Annotated in this window: 23 protein-coding genes and 1 other RNA gene; 19 read left to right on the top strand and 5 right to left on the bottom strand. The window is 36.9% G+C overall.

All coding sequences use genetic code 11. The annotated features are described in order from the left end of the window. Positions 1-18: 18 nt before the first annotated feature. A complete protein-coding gene (gene recU / locus ACFSBH_RS11685) occupies positions 19-618 on the bottom strand; it encodes a Holliday junction resolvase RecU (RefSeq protein WP_251510398.1) in 600 nt (199 codons plus the stop codon). Positions 619-913: 295 nt separating this feature from the next. Here recU and ACFSBH_RS11680 point away from each other — a divergent pair, with 295 nt between their 5' ends. The 8 genes from ACFSBH_RS11680 to ACFSBH_RS11645 all read left to right on the top strand — a co-directional run bounded on the left by ACFSBH_RS11680 (position 914) and on the right by ACFSBH_RS11645 (position 5,917). Continuing rightward, positions 914-1,126 carry a hypothetical protein gene (locus tag ACFSBH_RS11680; protein ID WP_251510399.1) on the top strand — a complete coding sequence of 71 codons (213 nt, stop codon included), beginning with the start codon at positions 914-916 and terminating at the stop codon, positions 1,124-1,126. A 75-nt stretch (positions 1,127-1,201) separates the two neighbouring features. Next, positions 1,202-1,555 carry a DUF1798 family protein gene (locus ACFSBH_RS11675; protein ID WP_251510400.1) on the top strand — a complete coding sequence of 118 codons (354 nt, stop codon included), beginning with the start codon at positions 1,202-1,204 and terminating at the stop codon, positions 1,553-1,555. Positions 1,556-1,577: 22 nt separating this feature from the next. Then, a complete protein-coding gene (locus ACFSBH_RS11670; protein ID WP_251510401.1) occupies positions 1,578-1,979 on the top strand; it encodes a cytidine deaminase in 402 nt (133 codons plus the stop codon). 130 nt (positions 1,980-2,109) lie between these two features. Further along, positions 2,110-2,424, top strand: a complete 315-nt coding sequence (gene gpsB, locus ACFSBH_RS11665; RefSeq protein WP_251510402.1) for a cell division regulator GpsB — start codon at positions 2,110-2,112, stop codon at positions 2,422-2,424. A gap of 68 nt (positions 2,425-2,492) precedes the next feature. Next, positions 2,493-2,879: RNase P RNA component class B (gene rnpB / locus ACFSBH_RS11660), an RNA gene on the top strand. Positions 2,880-3,007: 128 nt separating this feature from the next. Beyond that, positions 3,008-4,138 carry a THUMP domain-containing class I SAM-dependent RNA methyltransferase gene (locus ACFSBH_RS11655; RefSeq protein ID WP_251510403.1) on the top strand — a complete coding sequence of 377 codons (1,131 nt, stop codon included), beginning with the start codon at positions 3,008-3,010 and terminating at the stop codon, positions 4,136-4,138. Between the two features lie 13 nt (positions 4,139-4,151). Next, complete coding sequence (locus ACFSBH_RS11650; protein WP_379597623.1) at positions 4,152-5,642, top strand: carboxypeptidase M32; 1,491 nt, start codon at positions 4,152-4,154, stop codon at positions 5,640-5,642. 53 nt (positions 5,643-5,695) lie between these two features. After that, positions 5,696-5,917, top strand: coding sequence for a hypothetical protein (locus ACFSBH_RS11645; RefSeq protein WP_251510405.1), 222 nt, complete (start codon positions 5,696-5,698; stop codon positions 5,915-5,917). Positions 5,918-5,939: 22 nt separating this feature from the next. Here ACFSBH_RS11645 and ACFSBH_RS11640 read toward each other — a convergent pair whose 3' ends face one another. From ACFSBH_RS11640 to ACFSBH_RS11625, 4 genes are all read right to left on the bottom strand, one after another. Beyond that, positions 5,940-7,547: a b(o/a)3-type cytochrome-c oxidase subunit 1 gene (locus ACFSBH_RS11640; protein ID WP_251511092.1), complete on the bottom strand. Its 1,608-nt coding sequence runs from the start codon at positions 7,545-7,547 to the stop codon at positions 5,940-5,942. Between the two features lie 101 nt (positions 7,548-7,648). Then, on the bottom strand, positions 7,649-8,152 hold the full coding sequence (locus ACFSBH_RS11635; protein ID WP_251510406.1) for a cupredoxin domain-containing protein: 504 nt from the start codon (positions 8,150-8,152) through the stop codon (positions 7,649-7,651). 23 nt (positions 8,153-8,175) lie between these two features. After that, positions 8,176-8,319, bottom strand: coding sequence for a cytochrome c oxidase subunit 2A (locus tag ACFSBH_RS11630; protein WP_251510407.1), 144 nt, complete (start codon positions 8,317-8,319; stop codon positions 8,176-8,178). Between the two features lie 374 nt (positions 8,320-8,693). Beyond that, entirely contained in the window at positions 8,694-8,894 is a 201-nt protein-coding gene (locus ACFSBH_RS11625) for a cold-shock protein (RefSeq protein WP_251510409.1), read from the bottom strand. 314 nt (positions 8,895-9,208) lie between these two features. On the opposite strand from ACFSBH_RS11625, the gene ACFSBH_RS11620 reads away from it, so the two are divergent. From ACFSBH_RS11620 to ACFSBH_RS11570, 11 genes are all read left to right on the top strand, one after another. Next, positions 9,209-9,799: an HD domain-containing protein gene (locus tag ACFSBH_RS11620; protein ID WP_251510410.1), complete on the top strand. Its 591-nt coding sequence runs from the start codon at positions 9,209-9,211 to the stop codon at positions 9,797-9,799. 63 nt (positions 9,800-9,862) lie between these two features. After that, positions 9,863-10,819 (top strand): thymidylate synthase, encoded by a 957-nt coding sequence (locus tag ACFSBH_RS11615; protein WP_251510411.1) that lies wholly within the window; start codon positions 9,863-9,865, stop codon positions 10,817-10,819. A gap of 13 nt (positions 10,820-10,832) precedes the next feature. Further along, positions 10,833-11,330 (top strand): dihydrofolate reductase, encoded by a 498-nt coding sequence (locus tag ACFSBH_RS11610; protein ID WP_251510412.1) that lies wholly within the window; start codon positions 10,833-10,835, stop codon positions 11,328-11,330. Positions 11,331-11,407: 77 nt separating this feature from the next. Beyond that, on the top strand, positions 11,408-11,614 hold the full coding sequence (tatA, locus tag ACFSBH_RS11605) for a twin-arginine translocase TatA/TatE family subunit (protein ID WP_285853504.1): 207 nt from the start codon (positions 11,408-11,410) through the stop codon (positions 11,612-11,614). A gap of 16 nt (positions 11,615-11,630) precedes the next feature. Beyond that, on the top strand, positions 11,631-11,798 hold the full coding sequence (locus tag ACFSBH_RS11600; RefSeq protein ID WP_251510414.1) for a twin-arginine translocase TatA/TatE family subunit: 168 nt from the start codon (positions 11,631-11,633) through the stop codon (positions 11,796-11,798). A 150-nt stretch (positions 11,799-11,948) separates the two neighbouring features. After that, a complete protein-coding gene (tatC, locus tag ACFSBH_RS11595) occupies positions 11,949-12,710 on the top strand; it encodes a twin-arginine translocase subunit TatC (protein ID WP_251510415.1) in 762 nt (253 codons plus the stop codon). A gap of 26 nt (positions 12,711-12,736) precedes the next feature. Continuing rightward, positions 12,737-12,949 carry a YozE family protein gene (locus tag ACFSBH_RS11590; RefSeq protein ID WP_251510416.1) on the top strand — a complete coding sequence of 71 codons (213 nt, stop codon included), beginning with the start codon at positions 12,737-12,739 and terminating at the stop codon, positions 12,947-12,949. Positions 12,950-13,398: 449 nt separating this feature from the next. After that, positions 13,399-13,887: a YqfQ family protein gene (locus ACFSBH_RS11585; RefSeq protein WP_251510418.1), complete on the top strand. Its 489-nt coding sequence runs from the start codon at positions 13,399-13,401 to the stop codon at positions 13,885-13,887. 78 nt (positions 13,888-13,965) lie between these two features. Beyond that, the gene (gene msrB, locus ACFSBH_RS11580; RefSeq protein WP_251510419.1) at positions 13,966-14,928 is read left to right on the top strand and encodes a peptide-methionine (R)-S-oxide reductase MsrB; all 963 of its coding nucleotides are present in this window, start codon (positions 13,966-13,968) and stop codon (positions 14,926-14,928) included. 40 nt (positions 14,929-14,968) lie between these two features. Next, on the top strand, positions 14,969-15,172 hold the full coding sequence (locus ACFSBH_RS11575; protein ID WP_251510420.1) for a DUF6501 family protein: 204 nt from the start codon (positions 14,969-14,971) through the stop codon (positions 15,170-15,172). Positions 15,173-15,271: 99 nt separating this feature from the next. After that, positions 15,272-15,511, top strand: a complete 240-nt coding sequence (locus ACFSBH_RS11570) for an indolepyruvate ferredoxin oxidoreductase subunit alpha (protein ID WP_251510421.1) — start codon at positions 15,272-15,274, stop codon at positions 15,509-15,511. Positions 15,512-15,587: the final 76 nt, after the last annotated feature.

The following is a 15,587-nucleotide window of genomic DNA, read 5'->3' as shown; positions in this document are numbered from 1 at the left end:
AAACCTCCATCAATAGAACTATTCCTCATTGAAGTATAGCTGATCGATTATTGATAAATAGTCTACTCTTGCTTGGTATTTTAAAGGTATAAGGTGACCCTCTTGTTGAATGATCTCATAAGAAATAGATTTCTTGCCTTTATGGAACTGCTCAAACCAGAACGGAAGAAGTTTCTCTATTTCCAGTAAATAAGTTTCACTGAAACTGGAAAAGCGGATAATAATAAATGAAATTCCTCCGTGTTTAATCACGCGCTCCATATGGACAATTTGATGTTCGTGAATATTCGCTAGAGGAAAGCGTGTTTTATTTTTAGTTTCTTTTGCTTCAAAATCGATATATTTCCCCCGGTACAGTCCATTATAATCGGTAGTCGAAGCTCGTTTATAGTAGGCCTCCGTAATGACAGCGGCACTGCGTTCAGGATAATGGACCTTTACGACTTGAATCGGTGTAGGCTTTTTATGTACTACCGCGCGATTCTGTTCCAAATAATATTCGTTAGTAACGTTAATATCTTCTTCTAAAGTCATTCCCCGATTACTGTAATTATTAATCTTCATCCCGGTGTTTTCTTTTTTTAATGGACGCTTTTTCTGTCCATTTGGGTAATTCATCATTTAATCCTCCTAATTACTGCTGCAATATTCCTCCCTTTCTAATTACCATAAAGCAACTATACTTATTTATTATATAACAAATTCACCATTTACACCTAATCTAGAAGAAATTCCAGTAAAAGAAATGGTATAAATAAGTTTATAAATTGGACATATATATTGGAGACAATACACGTGGATACTGTCAGCACTTGCATGAAATGAACTAGTTTTGACTGTTCTTTTCTAGTTTTGTCGACTGTGCAGGATACTGGCTTTTCCCATCGAATAACTATTTAAGGAGGGGATAGCTATGGCGATAGCTCTTAAACGGTTTCAGTCGGCGGAAGGAATGAATAAAGAAGAAGTTGAAAAAGTTTTACTTCATATTGCCTATCAATTGGAGAAAATGGACCAGCAGTTAAAAGTAAGGACGGATAACGAAACTTGGAGGCTTTTTCAGGAACAACAGCAAGAAGTATATAAAGTGGAATTGACAATAAAAGAATTATTGCCATACAAATAGATGCGAAGTTACGACGAACATGGTACAGTTAACTTATGAGCAACTTAAAGGTAATAACGACAAGGGGATCCGACCATGTTAGACGTAAAAAAACAGACTATAGAACTTAGAAACCACCTAGAACGATTAAAAGATAGATTTGAAAATAATGATCCTCCTGAAAACAGGCGAGATCGTGATTTCTTTAATAAGGTGAAAGAGGAAACAACACCTGTTTACGAACTCTTAGTGACTTGGGAGGAGAAAACACTACTTGTTGTTAAAGAACGAAAGTTAAAGGTTCATCCACAACAAGTTGTTTCGACAAGAGAGAATATGGAGCTTCTGCTCATGCATAGTTATTTTATCGATGCACGACCGAAGCGTTATATGGAACTCTATAAATCCATTCTCTATATATTTGACCAAATCGTAGATGAAATCGAATAGTATATGAAGCGAGGGTAAGCACATGGATCAACAAACATTAATTGAAAAAGCGATTGAAATCAGAAAACATGCTTATATTCCATATTCTAAATTTGCAGTAGGAGCAGCACTACGAACAAAATCAGGCAAAGTTTATACTGGATGTAACATCGAAAACGCAGCGTATCCGGTTACTTGTTGTGCAGAACGGGTTGCCATATTTAAAGCAATTTCTGAAGGTGATTTAGAATTTGTTGAAATGGCTGTTGCAGCTGACACAACGCGCCCTGTACCTCCGTGTGGCTCCTGCAGACAAGTAATGAGTGAATTCTTCCCTAAAGACATGAACATCCATTTAACCAACCTCAACAAGGAAGTTACTACTTTTACAATGGAAAGCCTTTTACCATTTTCTTTCACGGAGGCAGATTTATTAGGTGAATAGAATCACCAATTTATCGGAAGCTGATTTCTCAGTTTCCTTTTTTGATGATATACTATATAATGAAGCAATCTATAAACAAAATAATTGAATACTAATGAAACAGGAAAATTGCATATAAGAGGTGATAGTGATGAGTTTTGATCAAACCCAATTAAATGCCAAAGATATTTATGAGAAAGATTTCAAAACTGAATTTCGGGGTTATAGCCAAAAAGAAGTGGATGAATTCTTAGATGTTATTATCCAAGACTATGATGCCTTCCAACAAGAAATCCAACGATTAAAACAAGAAAATGAAAGACTGAAAAGAACTTCTGAAGATCATCAACATACTAGAATCCGACCACCACAACAAAATACACAAGTTAACTACGATGTATTGAAACGGTTATCGAATCTGGAAAAAGCAGTATTTGGGAAGAAAGTATCCAGTTCTACGGAATGATTGTTAACTTTTACCACATATTGTCCACGGAACATTTTTATGTTAAAATGACTGTAGCAGGAAGTTAAATACTCATGTAATCGCTGTGTGCATTTGCATGCAGAGGAAAGTCCATGCTCACACAAGCTGAGATGCTTGTAGTGTTCGTGCTTGACGAAACCATAAGTCAAGGTGACTATCTAGTCAACGGCAGGAGGAATTCCTAAGTCTTTAAGATATGGAAGAAACTCCTTGAAAGTGCCACAGTGACGAAGCTGGGTCGGAAACGATTCAGGTGGAACGAGGTAAACCCCACGAGTGAGCAACCCAAATTTTGGTAGGGGCACTCTCCATTAGGGAATTGAACCGAAAGAGAGACAGGCTTTAGGAAGTCTGTAGATAGATGATTACACCCGCATGTACGAGGTTAAAGACCGCCGTTTGCAGTACAGCGGGACAGAACATGGCTTATCGAGTATTTAACGGTCTTCACATTTAAATTAAACCTAATTCTTTCGCATACTTTTTGCAGAAGAATTAGGTTTTTTATTTTTCTTTATATGGTAAACTAATACTAATCTGCAAATGAAGGGACTAACAGTATATGCAAAAGGTTAAATTAGTTGCAACAGCTGCAATGGGTTTAGAATCAATTGTAGCAATGGAAGTGAAACAATTAGGATATGAAGTAGAAGTAGAGAACGGAAAAGTTATATTTGAAGCACCTATTTCCGCTATTCCTCGATGTAATCTGTGGCTCAGAACAGCGGATCGTATAAAGATTATTGTAGGAGAATTTAAAGCCGAAACATTTGATGAATTATTCGAAGGCACAAAGGCATTGAATTGGGAGAGGTATATTGCCGAAGATGGTCAGTTTCCTGTAAGTGGAAAATCGGTGAAATCTACCTTATACAGTGTTCCAGACTGTCAAGCGATCGTAAAAAAAGCTATAGCTGAAAGATTGAAGTTGAAATACGGTATGGTTACGAAAATGCCTGAGACTGGTGGTCTGTTTAAAGTGGAAGTAGCTCTACTGAAAGACATGGTTACACTGACATTGGATACATCAGGGGTCGGTCTGCATAAGAGGGGTTATCGGATTGGACAGGGTGAAGCACCACTTAAAGAGACAATGGCCGCTGCGTTAGTATTGCTGACAAATTGGCAACCTGATGAACCATTTATCGATCCATTTTGCGGTTCGGGAACAATCCCTATTGAAGCAGCTTTAATCGGTCAGAATATTGCTCCCGGATTCAACAGGGAGTTTGCTTCAGAGGAATGGCCATGGATCAAGCGAAAACATTGGGATGAAGCATTGAACGAAGCAGAAGACCTGGCTAAATATGATCAGCCTCTTGATATTACAGGTTCCGATATTAGCCATAAACTGATTCAGATTGCTGGAGAAAATGCAATGGAAGCCGGTCTTAGTGATCTAATCACATGGAAACAGATGCAAGTGAGTGATTTAACCATTAAAAGCGAAAATGGTTATCTTGTAAGTAACCCGCCATATGGTGAACGGCTAAGCGAAAGAGAAGAGGTTATCCAAATGTATCAAGACCTCGGCCGTATTATGAACGAACACCCATCATGGAGTGTCTATATTATTACGGCATATGAAACGTTTGAAAAAGAATATGGTAAGCAGGCAACGAAAAAGCGAAAGCTATTTAACGGTTTTATTCAAACCAATTATTATCAATACTTTGGAAACAAAATAAAGTAAAGGGGTTATCGTATTGTCTGCATTAGAAAAAGAATTTTTGGCTTATTTACATGAAATCGATGCTTATCGTGAATTAATCACGTTAGCGCATTGGGATCTTCGTACAAAAGTTCCTAAAAAAGGTGTAGAGACTCGATCGCAAGCCATCGGTATACTTTCAGCAAAGGTTCATGAATTGCAAACCTCTGATAGGATGAAACACTTTATCGATGAGCTGAAAAGTACTGAAACCGATAAGATTACACAAAAGGCAATTGAGGAAAGTGAATTGATTTATGAGCGTAATCATAAAATTCCTCAAGACGAGTATAAGGCCTATGTTACCTTGCAAAGTCAATCCGAAGCTGCTTGGCAGGAAGCAAGGGAAAAGGCAGACTTCCAGTTATTTCAACCGTATTTAGAAAAGCTTGTTGACTATAATAAGAAATTTTCCAATTATTGGGGCTATAAAGATCATATTTATGATGCGTTATTAAACCAGTATGAACCAGGTGTTACAACTAAAATGTTGGATGATGTATTTCCAGCACTACGCAAGTCGCTTACAGATTTATTGCAAAAAGTGACTGAAAAAAGTACAGACACCAATTCTTCCGTAGTCTTAGGACATTTCCCTAAGAACAATCAGCGTGAATTTGCTGTACACGTATTAAAGCAAATGGGTTATGATTTTGAAGCAGGAAGACTGGATGATACGATTCACCCTTTTGAAATCACTCTGAATTTACAGGATGTAAGAATAACAACGAGATATGATGAAAACGACTTTCGTATGGCTGTGTTCGGTATTATCCATGAGGGTGGCCATGCCCTGTATGAACAAAATATTAATCCAGAGCTTGCCCGGACCCCATTAGCGTCTGGAACATCCATGGGAATCCACGAATCACAATCTTTATTTTGGGAAAATATGATTGGCAGGAGTAGGGATTTTTGGAGAACGAATTATGAAACGTTTAAACAATATGCTCCGGATTTCCTTCAAGCTTTAGAAACAGAACAATTTTATAAAGCAATAAACACGGTAAGTCCAAGCTTGATACGAATTGAAGCGGATGAAATGACTTATCCACTGCACATCATGATTCGATATGAATTGGAGAAAGCTTTAATAAGTGATGAGATCAAGGTGAAAGATTTACCAGAATTGTGGAATAAGAAAATGGTTGAGTATTTAGGGGTAGAGCCTGAAAATGATGGGGAAGGGGTGCTGCAAGATATCCATTGGTCAAGCGGGGATTTTGGTTATTTCCCTTCCTATGCATTAGGTTATATGTATGCCGCGCAGTTTAACCATACATTAAGGCAACAGTTAGATGTGGAAGCGATTGTGCAATCAGGAGATTTCACACCTATCACTACATGGTTAAAAGAACATATTCATCAATACGGTAAAATGAAAAAACCATTGGAACTCTTACAGGACATCACAAACGAATCATTAAACCCAGATTATTTAGTGCAATATTTAACAGAGAAATATAGTGAAATATATGGGTTTTAGTTAAATTAATAATACGAAATAAATTGACTTTGCCCAAAAAGTCTTTNAGGCTGATGAGCCTCCGACGCACAGAACGTGCTAGTGCAGACGTTGCTACAGGTCGTGGCGTTCTTAGTATGCCTCGGGCTATGGCCCTGTGGGGTCTCAACGATGCCTTTCTTCCCGCAGGAGTCTTCGGTGATCGGGGCTGCTCCGTGGAAAAACTAATAAATGGAACATTATCAGTAAAAGATCATAACTATTTAATAAATAACAAAAGGACAGAGATCCAATAAGTTCTCTGTCCTTTGAATTTTGTTAGCTTCCTATTGGCCAGTCGAATGGGGCTGATCCTGGGGGTGCATTTTGGATAACGTCCATAATAGGAACTGTATAAGCGAATAAAATTAATACTAAAGTTATCGCAATCCAAAGCTTCCAGTTTTCTGTCCATTTTGGTGTAGGTTCTGCATGATCTTCTTCCTGTGCGATTGGGAATTCCTGTTCACCTTTAGGCGAGAAGAATATCATCTTAATGAAAATAAAAATCATTAAAAGGATTGCAAAAAATAAAATTGTACCTCCAACAGCTTGAGCCATTTGATAAGCTCCCCATTCAGCTGCTTGTTCTGTTCCACCATAATCAGAGAAATTTGAACGTCGAGGTGCACCTGCTAATCCTTGAATATGCATAGCAGTTGACATGATGGTCATACCGACACCCCAAAGTATTGTCTGATAAATCCCTAGCCGGTTCACAGCATCTGTTAATTTACGCCCTGTTAAATGGGGGATAAGCCAGTAAGCAATACCAAAGAATGTTAACACTACAGTTGTAGCCGCTGTTAAATGGAAATGGCCTGGTACCCAGATAGTGTTATGAACCATAGTATTAATCTGGTAAGAAGCATTGATAATTCCTCCAGCTCCACCAGGAATGAATGCAAGCATACCAACAAATGGTGCTAGGAAACGAACATCTTTCCAAGGAAGATGCTTCAACCAACCAAATAGTCCACCATAGCCTTTCTTACGCCCAGTAATCTCAAAAGTTGCAAACATAGAGAATGCAGTCATCAAACTTGGTATAACAACCATGAAAGTTAAAATAACTTGAATAAACTTCCATGTTGAATCCAGTCCAGGTTCAGTCAGTTGGTGATGCAGTCCAACTGGGATAGAGAAGAACAAGAATAAGATAAATGAAAATCGTGCTAAACTGTCACTGAAGATCTTTCCACCGATGACCTTAGGAATAATTGCATACCATGCCATGTAGGCGGGTAATAGCCAGAAATAAACTAATGGGTGACCAAAATACCAGAATAAAGTACGACTTAACAGCACGTTAATTGTATTTTTATAACCTAAAGACCAAGGTATGATTTCAATTAACATAGAAGTTGCAACGCCAATGGTAGCAATACACCACATGAGCATATTGATAATTACCATGAATGCAAGCAATGGTGATTTCTCATTAGGATGAGCTTTCTTCCAGAGATAGAATTGCCGGAAGTTTACTGCAGCAGTTACCCAACTTCCTACCACAACGAGAGTAATACCAATGTAAAATAGCGGATGTGCTTTTAATGGTGCATAAAATGTATAAAGAACATTTGCTTTTCCAATCAAAATGGTAACAGCAGCAATAACTGTTCCAATCAACATGATCCAGAAACCAACCCACGCCCAATTTAATTGTTTTTTTGAAAATCCAATTGTTTTTCCCATAAGGGCATTTTGGAATCCAATGATAAAAAAGCTAGTCATAACAAGTGCTAAAATTACTCCGTGTACCGTAAGGATCGTATAGTAATTAATTCCCCAAGGTAACTCAAATTCACCAGAACGAGCAAGTACCTGTAATAACCCCATCAAACCACCGACGAGCAATGATATCATTGCTACGTACATATAAGACATAATTAGTCTACGTTCTCTCTTTGATAGGCTAAGTTCTACAGTTCCATAGTTATGGAATACTTTCGATGAAAACTTTTCTACTACATTTGCTGGTGTAGCCATTATTCAACCACCTCCAAAGATCCATACATTAAGTGATGTCCAACCCCACAGTATTCATTGCACACTAAGGTGTATTCTCCTGGATTGTTCAACTCTACTTCCATCGTACTCACATAACCAGGTTCAACCATCATATTAATATTTGTTCCTGCAAAATTCAGGCCGTGGATGACATCTGGTGTCGTTGCTTGGACGAGTACTTTTGATCCAGCTGGGATTTCAATATTTTTTATTGGTGCTCCGGATTCATCGGTACCCAAATCATAGTTAAATGCAGAAGCAACGATATTAAGTACATATCTACCTTCATCAACTTTTGTTAAACCCCGGTTCTCAGGTTTAAAAGCGTCATTTGCTTCAATGTTTTCGGGATCAATAATTTCTCCGTGGCTTTGAGGATGTGTGCCTAAATAAAAAGCACCGAATCCTAAAATAATTAAAAATACAATTAGTCCTACAATCCCTGCACCAAGCCAATATTTCTCATATTTGTGTAGATGCATCAATGATCACTCCTTAATTTTCATTATCTTAAAAGGAATAGCATAAGCGCTCCAATCCAAGTCACCAATAAGATTGCTCCCAAGATAGATACAGATATTAATGTACCTTTAAGGTTTGGTTCGCTTTCTGGATTGGTATTTACATGTTTCTGGTTCTTAGTAACCATTGGTTAATCCCTCCTAGAGATTTCTTTACTACTATTTTCATCATACACAAATTGAAAATGGAATTTATGGCTACACATCAGCTTTCACAATTTGTTCAATAGTTCTCAAACTCATTGAAATGATGATTTTACTAACTTTTTAGTTATAAAAGTATGTGAATTTTGTATGACAAACAAATATAAATGCTTACAAAAATCTTAAAGAGATGATAAAATGGAACTTTTTTTTAGAAAAGGGTAAGTATTATGGATTAAGTTATCCTGCTGGTGGAAGAACAGTTGATTAAAGGGTGAGGTAGTTCTTACAGGAGGATCTTATGAATATACAAACACAAAAAAAGCAGTATTCATTTAAGAATACTGCTCAAGTTTTTTTATAGTTTAGTTACGTTAGCCGCTTGTGGTCCTCGTTCGCCTTCAACAATTTCAAAGGAAACTTCTTGACCTTCTTCCAAAGATTTGAATCCTTCTTCTTGGATGGCTGAATAGTGAACGAATACATCGTTACCTTCTTCCAGCTGGATGAATCCAAAGCCTTTTTCTGCATTGAACCATTTTACTACACCGTTTTGCATGTAAACTCCTCCTAAAACCTTTCACGATAAAACGTGGTTATAATACAAAGAGAGGACACAAAAACATTAAAATAGACAGCATCTATTGAGAGTAGGATTACTAACACATCCACTTCAAAGAAGCTGTCTGGTATTTAATGAATCCGTACTTCTGCTTTGTTGAACCTATAATAACTTATTTAATTAGACTAGTCAAGAAATTCACTCAACTTTTTTCTGAAAGTTGTAAAATATGCAACCTAAATTGAATGTAGTATAATATCCATTATGCATATAGAAGCAAATAAAGTATGATAGAAGGAAGGGGGAAGGTCATGGACAGAAATAAACAGCTTGACGCCATTCGTTCGTACGCTCATCAGCTATTTCATAATGATCATACTGGTCATGACTACTACCACATGAAGCGGGTGGCTCACATGGCAAGAGAGCTTGCAATAGATGAGGAGGGCGATCTCTTCATATGTGAAGCTGCAGGATGGTTGCATGATGTAGGGGATCGAAAGCTGTTTAATGACCCTCTGAGAGTTCTAGAAAATATGAATGATTTTTTAAATTCGATTGGTCTCAATGAAGACAGTAAAAGGGAAATTAATCATGTGATATCAACCATTTCCTTCTCGGGAGGGAAAACTCCGACCACTTTAGCTGGGAAAATCGTTCAAGATGCAGACCGTTTGGATGCAATTGGAGCTATTGGAATTGCAAGGACTTTCCATTATGGTGGGGCGAATAACCAACTAATCTACAAGCCAGATGATCCCAACACCTCCATACAGCATTTTTATGATAAACTACTAAAGCTGAAAGAAGGTATCCATACAGCCTCTGCAAGAAAGATCGCAGAAGAACGCCATAACTGGCTGTTGGAGTTTTTGGATCAATTTCATAAAGAGTGGATATAAACTCTACGAAATTCAGATGGCAAACAATTCGTGAATACATAAGAAGAAATAGGAGGACGTCAAATGTTACAAGGAGAACAAGCATATCTAGATTTGTGTAAATTAATTCTAGAAGAAGGACATAAAAAAGAGGACCGGACCGGCACAGGTACATATTCCGTATTTGGTCATCAAATGCGGTTTGATTTAAACGAAGGTTTTCCTTTATTAACTACGAAAAAAGTGAATTTCAGGTTAATTGCTTCCGAGTTGCTTTGGTTTATCAAGGGAGATACGAATATCAAATACCTATTGGAAAACAATAATAATATCTGGAATGAATGGGCTTTTGAAAGATGGGTTGCAAGTGAAGATTATAATGGCCCAGATATGACTGACTTTGGCCTGAGAAGTCTACAAGATGAAGAATTTAACATGGAGTATAAAAAGCAGATGGATATTTTTAAGGAAAGAATCCTACATGATGATGCTTTTGCCAAAAAGTATGGAGATTTAGGATTTGTTTACGGAAAACAATGGAGAAAGTGGGAAACCAAGACAGGAGAGGCAATCGATCAGTTAAAAAATGTTATTGAATCCATTCGTACGAACCCAGACTCAAGAAGACATATTGTTTCTGCATGGAATCCCGAAGATATTCCTTTTATGGCACTTCCGCCTTGTCATACATTATTCCAGTTCTATGTAGCGGATGGCAAGCTTTCCTGCCAATTATATCAGCGGAGTGGAGATGTTTTCTTAGGAGTTCCATTTAATATTGCCAGCTATGCTTTATTAACTCATTTGATTGCACATGAATGTGGACTAGAAGTAGGTGAATTTGTACATACAATCGGAGACGCACATATCTACTCCAACCATGTCGAACAAGTCAAAACTCAGTTGAAGCGAGAAACTCGCCCACTACCGAAACTTAAGTTGAAATCAGACAAGCAGTCTGTATTTGACTTTGAGTTGTCGGACTTTGAACTTGTTGATTACAATCCACATCCAGCAATTAAAGCACCTATCGCCGTTTAAAAGGAGGACCAAGATGATATCATTACTTGTTGCAATGGACCGGAATCACGTGATTGGATCGCAAAATGATCTGCCATGGCATTTGCCGGATGATTTACGTTACTTTAAAGAAAAAACAACAGGAAATACGATGATTATGGGAAGAAAAACTTTTGATTCCATTGGCCGTGTATTACCAAACCGAAGAAATGTAGTAATTACTCGTAGCAACAACCCTGATTTACCGGATGGGGTGGAAGTTATCCATAATTTAGAGACCCTTAAAGAATGGAATGATAACAATTCTGCGGAGGAGTTTTTCGTAATTGGTGGCGGAGAAATTTTTAAGCAAGTTCTTCCTTTTGCCGATCGTATGTACATTACTTGGATTGACGAGGAGTTTGAAGGAGATACTTTCTTCCCAGAGTTTTCACTTCATGAGTGGGAATTAACTTCTAAAACGAAAGGAAAGAAAGACGAAAAAAATCCGTACGATTATTATTACCTGGTATATGATAGAAAAAAAGCGTGAGGAGTAGTACTTGTACACTTTGTTTTGTTGCTATATACTAGAATTAGCATCAAGACATAATAATGGAGTTGATAGATTTGCTTGCAAACATAGGTTTTCCCGGACTGATTCTGATTCTTATCGTTGCTCTTATTGTATTCGGGCCTAGTAAACTTCCTGAAATTGGTAGAGCAGCTGGAGATACATTACGTGAATTCAAGAAGTCAGCTAGAGATTTAACAAGTGATGTTACAAAAGAAGTAGATGAAGTCAAGTCACTCGTTAAGGAAGACAATACCAAATAAAACGGGGTGATGAAAGATGTTAAGTAATATTGGAATTCCAGGGTTGATATTGATTGTTATTGTTGCCCTCATCGTTTTTGGTCCAAATAAACTGCCGGAAATCGGTAAAGCATTTGGCCATTCTTTGAAAGAGTTCAAAAATGCAACTAAAGGCCTCACAAGTAATGAGGAAAAAACAAAATAAAATATTGTTTAAAGACAGGGGAAAATTCCTTGTTCTACCTTTCTTGATTTCGAGAGAAGGACATAATAAATAGAATAGATAAATGAAGATGTAAGTTTTATTTTATCTTACATCTTCTTTTGTGTTTTTTACATTAGAGGAGTGTCACTTATGGTGGAGAAGAATCAAAGTGAAGAAAAAGAGATGAATCTTGTCGATCATCTTGCTGAGCTCCGTAACCGATTGATTGTTACAGCTCTATTCTTTATTGCTTTCTTTATTGTTGGTTTCATTTATATTAAAGATATTTATTGGTTTTTTGTTAACGATATTGATTTGGAGCTGACTGCAATCAGCCCAACAGAAATAATTTGGATTTATTTTTCAATGGCAGGGATTGTAGCAATTGTCGGAACAATTCCCATTCTTACATATCAAATTTGGGCTTTTGTTAAGCCGGGCTTGCTGCCGCATGAGAGAAAAGCTACGATTGGGTACATACCTGCTATTTTCCTACTATTTATAGGTGGTTTAGTATTTGGTTATTATATATTTGTTGAACTGATCATGCCGTTTTTGCTATCTTTAAACGACGGGATGTTCAATATTATGTTCACGGTCGATCGCTACTTTAAGTTTCTATTACGGATTACGGTACCGATTGCTATACTTTTTGAACTTCCGATTATTGTTATGTTTTTAACCAGTCTTGGTATACTTACACCAGACTTTATGATTAAGAATAGGAAGTATGCCTATTTTGGACTTATCGTTGCTGGTGTCCTACTTACACCACCAGACTTTGTCTTGCAGCTTGTTGTCGCAGTACCACTTATTGTTCTATACGAAATCAGTCTGCAATTGGCAAAAATCGTCTATCGCAAGAAACTGAAAAAACATAAAGAGTTTATGGAAGAAGGATCCGCAACGTAAGCTTGAGTATTAACTGAGGTGTTACTATGAAGACGTTTTATCAACATTTAATGACTTTCCGCGGAAAAAGAGTTCCTGATGATAAATCTAGACTTGCTGATTGGGCATTCTTCGATCACGATTTTCCAAAGCATTCAAATGACTATGACGAACTGAGCAATTACTTGGAATGGAATAGCCCCTTTGCAAATGCATTACGGACTTTCGATGAGATCTGGGATTTATATCAAAACAAATAAAAAATAGACTGGGTAGATACTCTATCCCAGTCTATTTTTTATTTTCACATCTGTTATGAGATGTAAGGGGAGGTGGTAAGTATTTATATATTTGTTTCAGAGATGGGCACGCTTAGCGTGTCGTTTAATATTATGACCGTTCCAGTAATTTGCTAAAAATGTGATACATGGTAAATTGTCAGTTAAACTATAGATTGTTGATTAGGTACTTAATAAATTCTTCTTGTAACAGCAAAGAGGAGAGAGGATTAATAATTAAATCAAACGTTTGTTTGAAATTTGTTTGACAAATTTTTATCTGAACTAAAAGAGAATAGTGGGTAATTTGTAGATTTATGCGCTTACCCGGGAAATATTATATTGCCTACACTTTTTCACTAGTTGTAACGTACATTATTAGAGAGATTATTTCCTATATAAAGATTTTAAAGTGGAAGGCAGGGTGAAAAATGTTCCAACCGACTCATAGAAGACCTGAATACGGCATCAGGCAGCGATCAACATCAGGAGTAGATGGTTTTATGTTTGGTAATGCTCAGCCTCCTATACGGCGAAGTTCATTTGCAAAACAACAACTAAATCCATTAAACTTATTAAATAGTCCTCATATTAGTAAAGGAATTGATGGATTTTCGGGTATACTTGATAATGTACAACAGGTGTTGAAGATTGTGGATACAACTACCCCATTAATCAAAGAGTATGGACCAATGATCAAAAATTTGCCTGCGATGTATCGGATGGTCAAAGCTTTTAAAAAGGTAGATTCTATGGATGATGAAACGGAAAAGGATATAGATGTTTCTAAAGATAAGGATTCAGTTGTTCACGAAAATGAGAAAGATTCGATTGAGCAAAGTGAAAACGTGCCGAAAGAGACTGTTGGAGAGACAAGTCGCAAAAGTAATGGCGTATCAACTCCAAAGCTTTATATTTGAAAAATATGCAGTATACTTGCATTATAGGTGAAAAAACGGAAAAATAGATACTATCATGAGAGCAATGGAGGAATGATCATGTCTCAAACCTATGAGAAAGCAACATTTGCTGGCGGCTGCTTCTGGTGTATGGTCGAACCATTTGACAGCCGACCAGGTGTCGAAAGCATCATTTCCGGTTATACAGGTGGGGAATTAGAGAATCCCACTTATGAACAAGTATGTTCCAACACGACAGGTCATGTTGAAGCTGTACAGATAACCTTCGATCCGAATATCATGCCATATGAGCAATTGTTGGAGACTTTTTGGCAGCAAATAGATCCTACCGATCCAGGCGGTCAGTTTAATGATCGAGGGGAATCCTACCAAACAGCAATTTTTTATCATACTGAAGAGCAAAGAAAAACTGCAGAAGAATCCAAACAACAATTAGAAGCAAGTGGGAAATTTTCTAAGCCGATAGCAACGAAGATACTTCCAGCAAAGCCATTCTACCCAGCTGAAGAAGAACATCAGGATTATTATAAAAAACAGTCTTTCCATTATCGTCTATACAAAAAAGGATCGGGGAGAGAAGATTTCATCAACAAACATTGGAAGCAAAAATATGACAAAAAAGAATTAAAGAAAAAATTAACACCTATACAATATCATGTTACCCAAGAAAATGGTACCGAGCGGCCATTCCAAAACGAATATTGGAACCATTTTAAAGATGGAATTTATGTGGATATCATATCTGGAAAGCCATTATTTTCATCTAAAGATCAATATGATGCTGGCTGTGGTTGGCCAAGCTTTACAAGACCAATCGACCATTATGAAATTGATGAGAAAATGGATACAACTCATGGCATGATCCGGACGGAAGTAAGAAGTAAAACAGCAGATTCACACCTTGGCCATGTATTTGAAGATGGACCAGTAGAAGCTGGGGGTTTACGATATTGCATTAATTCAGCTGCTATGCGATTTGTACCTAAAGAGAAAATGAAAGAAGAAGGTTATGAAAAGTATTTATACCTATTTGAAGATTGAAGTTAACTATATCTTAATTATTTAAACTAAGGAGAGCGAAATGATTCATTTAAACTGGAAAAATAGACAAGTTATTAAACAAATAGAATGTGTCCATACAGACGCAAAGAAGTTTATCGTTAACAAAAAATTGACTCCCGGAAAGAAATATAATGTAATTAATGAAACGGATGAATTTTATTTCATCATCGATAACAGTGATCGTGTTGGTGGATTTCTAAAAGAATATTTTAAAGAAATCTAAGCTGTATCACGACAGTTGTTTTTTGTTTGATGCAAAAAATTCATGTATAATATATGAAGTATTTAAAATGGTAAATTTGCAGCAAGGGAGGCGTTTGATTTGGCATTTATTATTACTTCACCATGTAAAACGGAAAAAGCAGGTGAATGTGTAGAAGTTTGTCCGGTGGACTGTATTGAAGAAGGCGAAGATATGTTTTATATCGATCCCGATATTTGTATAGATTGTGGAGCGTGTGAAGCAGTTTGTCCTGTAGAAGCAATATTTATTGAGGATGAAGTTCCTGAATCAGAATATCAATACATTGAAATAAATCGTAAGTTCTTTGAGGACAGATAATTATTTGTAGTCGCATACTGGAATGTATGCGACTTTTTTTGTTTTTTTTGTTTTGTGAGGTATTTATTATTTGGTT

It is taken from the genome of Oceanobacillus luteolus (assembly GCF_042678205.1).
Classification (GTDB): Bacteria; Bacillota; Bacilli; order Bacillales; family Amphibacillaceae; genus Oceanobacillus; species Oceanobacillus luteolus.
Note: the sequence above shows the minus strand (reverse complement) of the source record. Positions and strands in the feature narration are given on the sequence as shown.

Coding starts and splice junctions, on each gene's coding strand:
- recU (WP_251510398.1), bottom strand. CDS start 618: ATGAATTACCCAAATGGACAGAAAAAGCGTCCATTAAAAAAAGAAAAC.
- ACFSBH_RS11680 (WP_251510399.1), top strand. CDS start 914: ATGGCGATAGCTCTTAAACGGTTTCAGTCGGCGGAAGGAATGAATAAA.
- ACFSBH_RS11675 (WP_251510400.1), top strand. CDS start 1,202: ATGTTAGACGTAAAAAAACAGACTATAGAACTTAGAAACCACCTAGAA.
- ACFSBH_RS11670 (WP_251510401.1), top strand. CDS start 1,578: ATGGATCAACAAACATTAATTGAAAAAGCGATTGAAATCAGAAAACAT.
- gpsB (WP_251510402.1), top strand. CDS start 2,110: ATGAGTTTTGATCAAACCCAATTAAATGCCAAAGATATTTATGAGAAA.
- ACFSBH_RS11655 (WP_251510403.1), top strand. CDS start 3,008: ATGCAAAAGGTTAAATTAGTTGCAACAGCTGCAATGGGTTTAGAATCA.
- ACFSBH_RS11645 (WP_251510405.1), top strand. CDS start 5,696: ATGAGCCTCCGACGCACAGAACGTGCTAGTGCAGACGTTGCTACAGGT.
- ACFSBH_RS11640 (WP_251511092.1), bottom strand. CDS start 7,547: ATGTCTTATATGTACGTAGCAATGATATCATTGCTCGTCGGTGGTTTG.
- ACFSBH_RS11635 (WP_251510406.1), bottom strand. CDS start 8,152: ATGCATCTACACAAATATGAGAAATATTGGCTTGGTGCAGGGATTGTA.
- ACFSBH_RS11630 (WP_251510407.1), bottom strand. CDS start 8,319: ATGGTTACTAAGAACCAGAAACATGTAAATACCAATCCAGAAAGCGAA.
- ACFSBH_RS11625 (WP_251510409.1), bottom strand. CDS start 8,894: ATGCAAAACGGTGTAGTAAAATGGTTCAATGCAGAAAAAGGCTTTGGA.
- ACFSBH_RS11620 (WP_251510410.1), top strand. CDS start 9,209: ATGGACAGAAATAAACAGCTTGACGCCATTCGTTCGTACGCTCATCAG.
- ACFSBH_RS11615 (WP_251510411.1), top strand. CDS start 9,863: ATGTTACAAGGAGAACAAGCATATCTAGATTTGTGTAAATTAATTCTA.
- ACFSBH_RS11610 (WP_251510412.1), top strand. CDS start 10,833: ATGATATCATTACTTGTTGCAATGGACCGGAATCACGTGATTGGATCG.
- ACFSBH_RS11600 (WP_251510414.1), top strand. CDS start 11,631: ATGTTAAGTAATATTGGAATTCCAGGGTTGATATTGATTGTTATTGTT.
- tatC (WP_251510415.1), top strand. CDS start 11,949: ATGGTGGAGAAGAATCAAAGTGAAGAAAAAGAGATGAATCTTGTCGAT.
- ACFSBH_RS11590 (WP_251510416.1), top strand. CDS start 12,737: ATGAAGACGTTTTATCAACATTTAATGACTTTCCGCGGAAAAAGAGTT.
- ACFSBH_RS11585 (WP_251510418.1), top strand. CDS start 13,399: ATGTTCCAACCGACTCATAGAAGACCTGAATACGGCATCAGGCAGCGA.
- msrB (WP_251510419.1), top strand. CDS start 13,966: ATGTCTCAAACCTATGAGAAAGCAACATTTGCTGGCGGCTGCTTCTGG.
- ACFSBH_RS11575 (WP_251510420.1), top strand. CDS start 14,969: ATGATTCATTTAAACTGGAAAAATAGACAAGTTATTAAACAAATAGAA.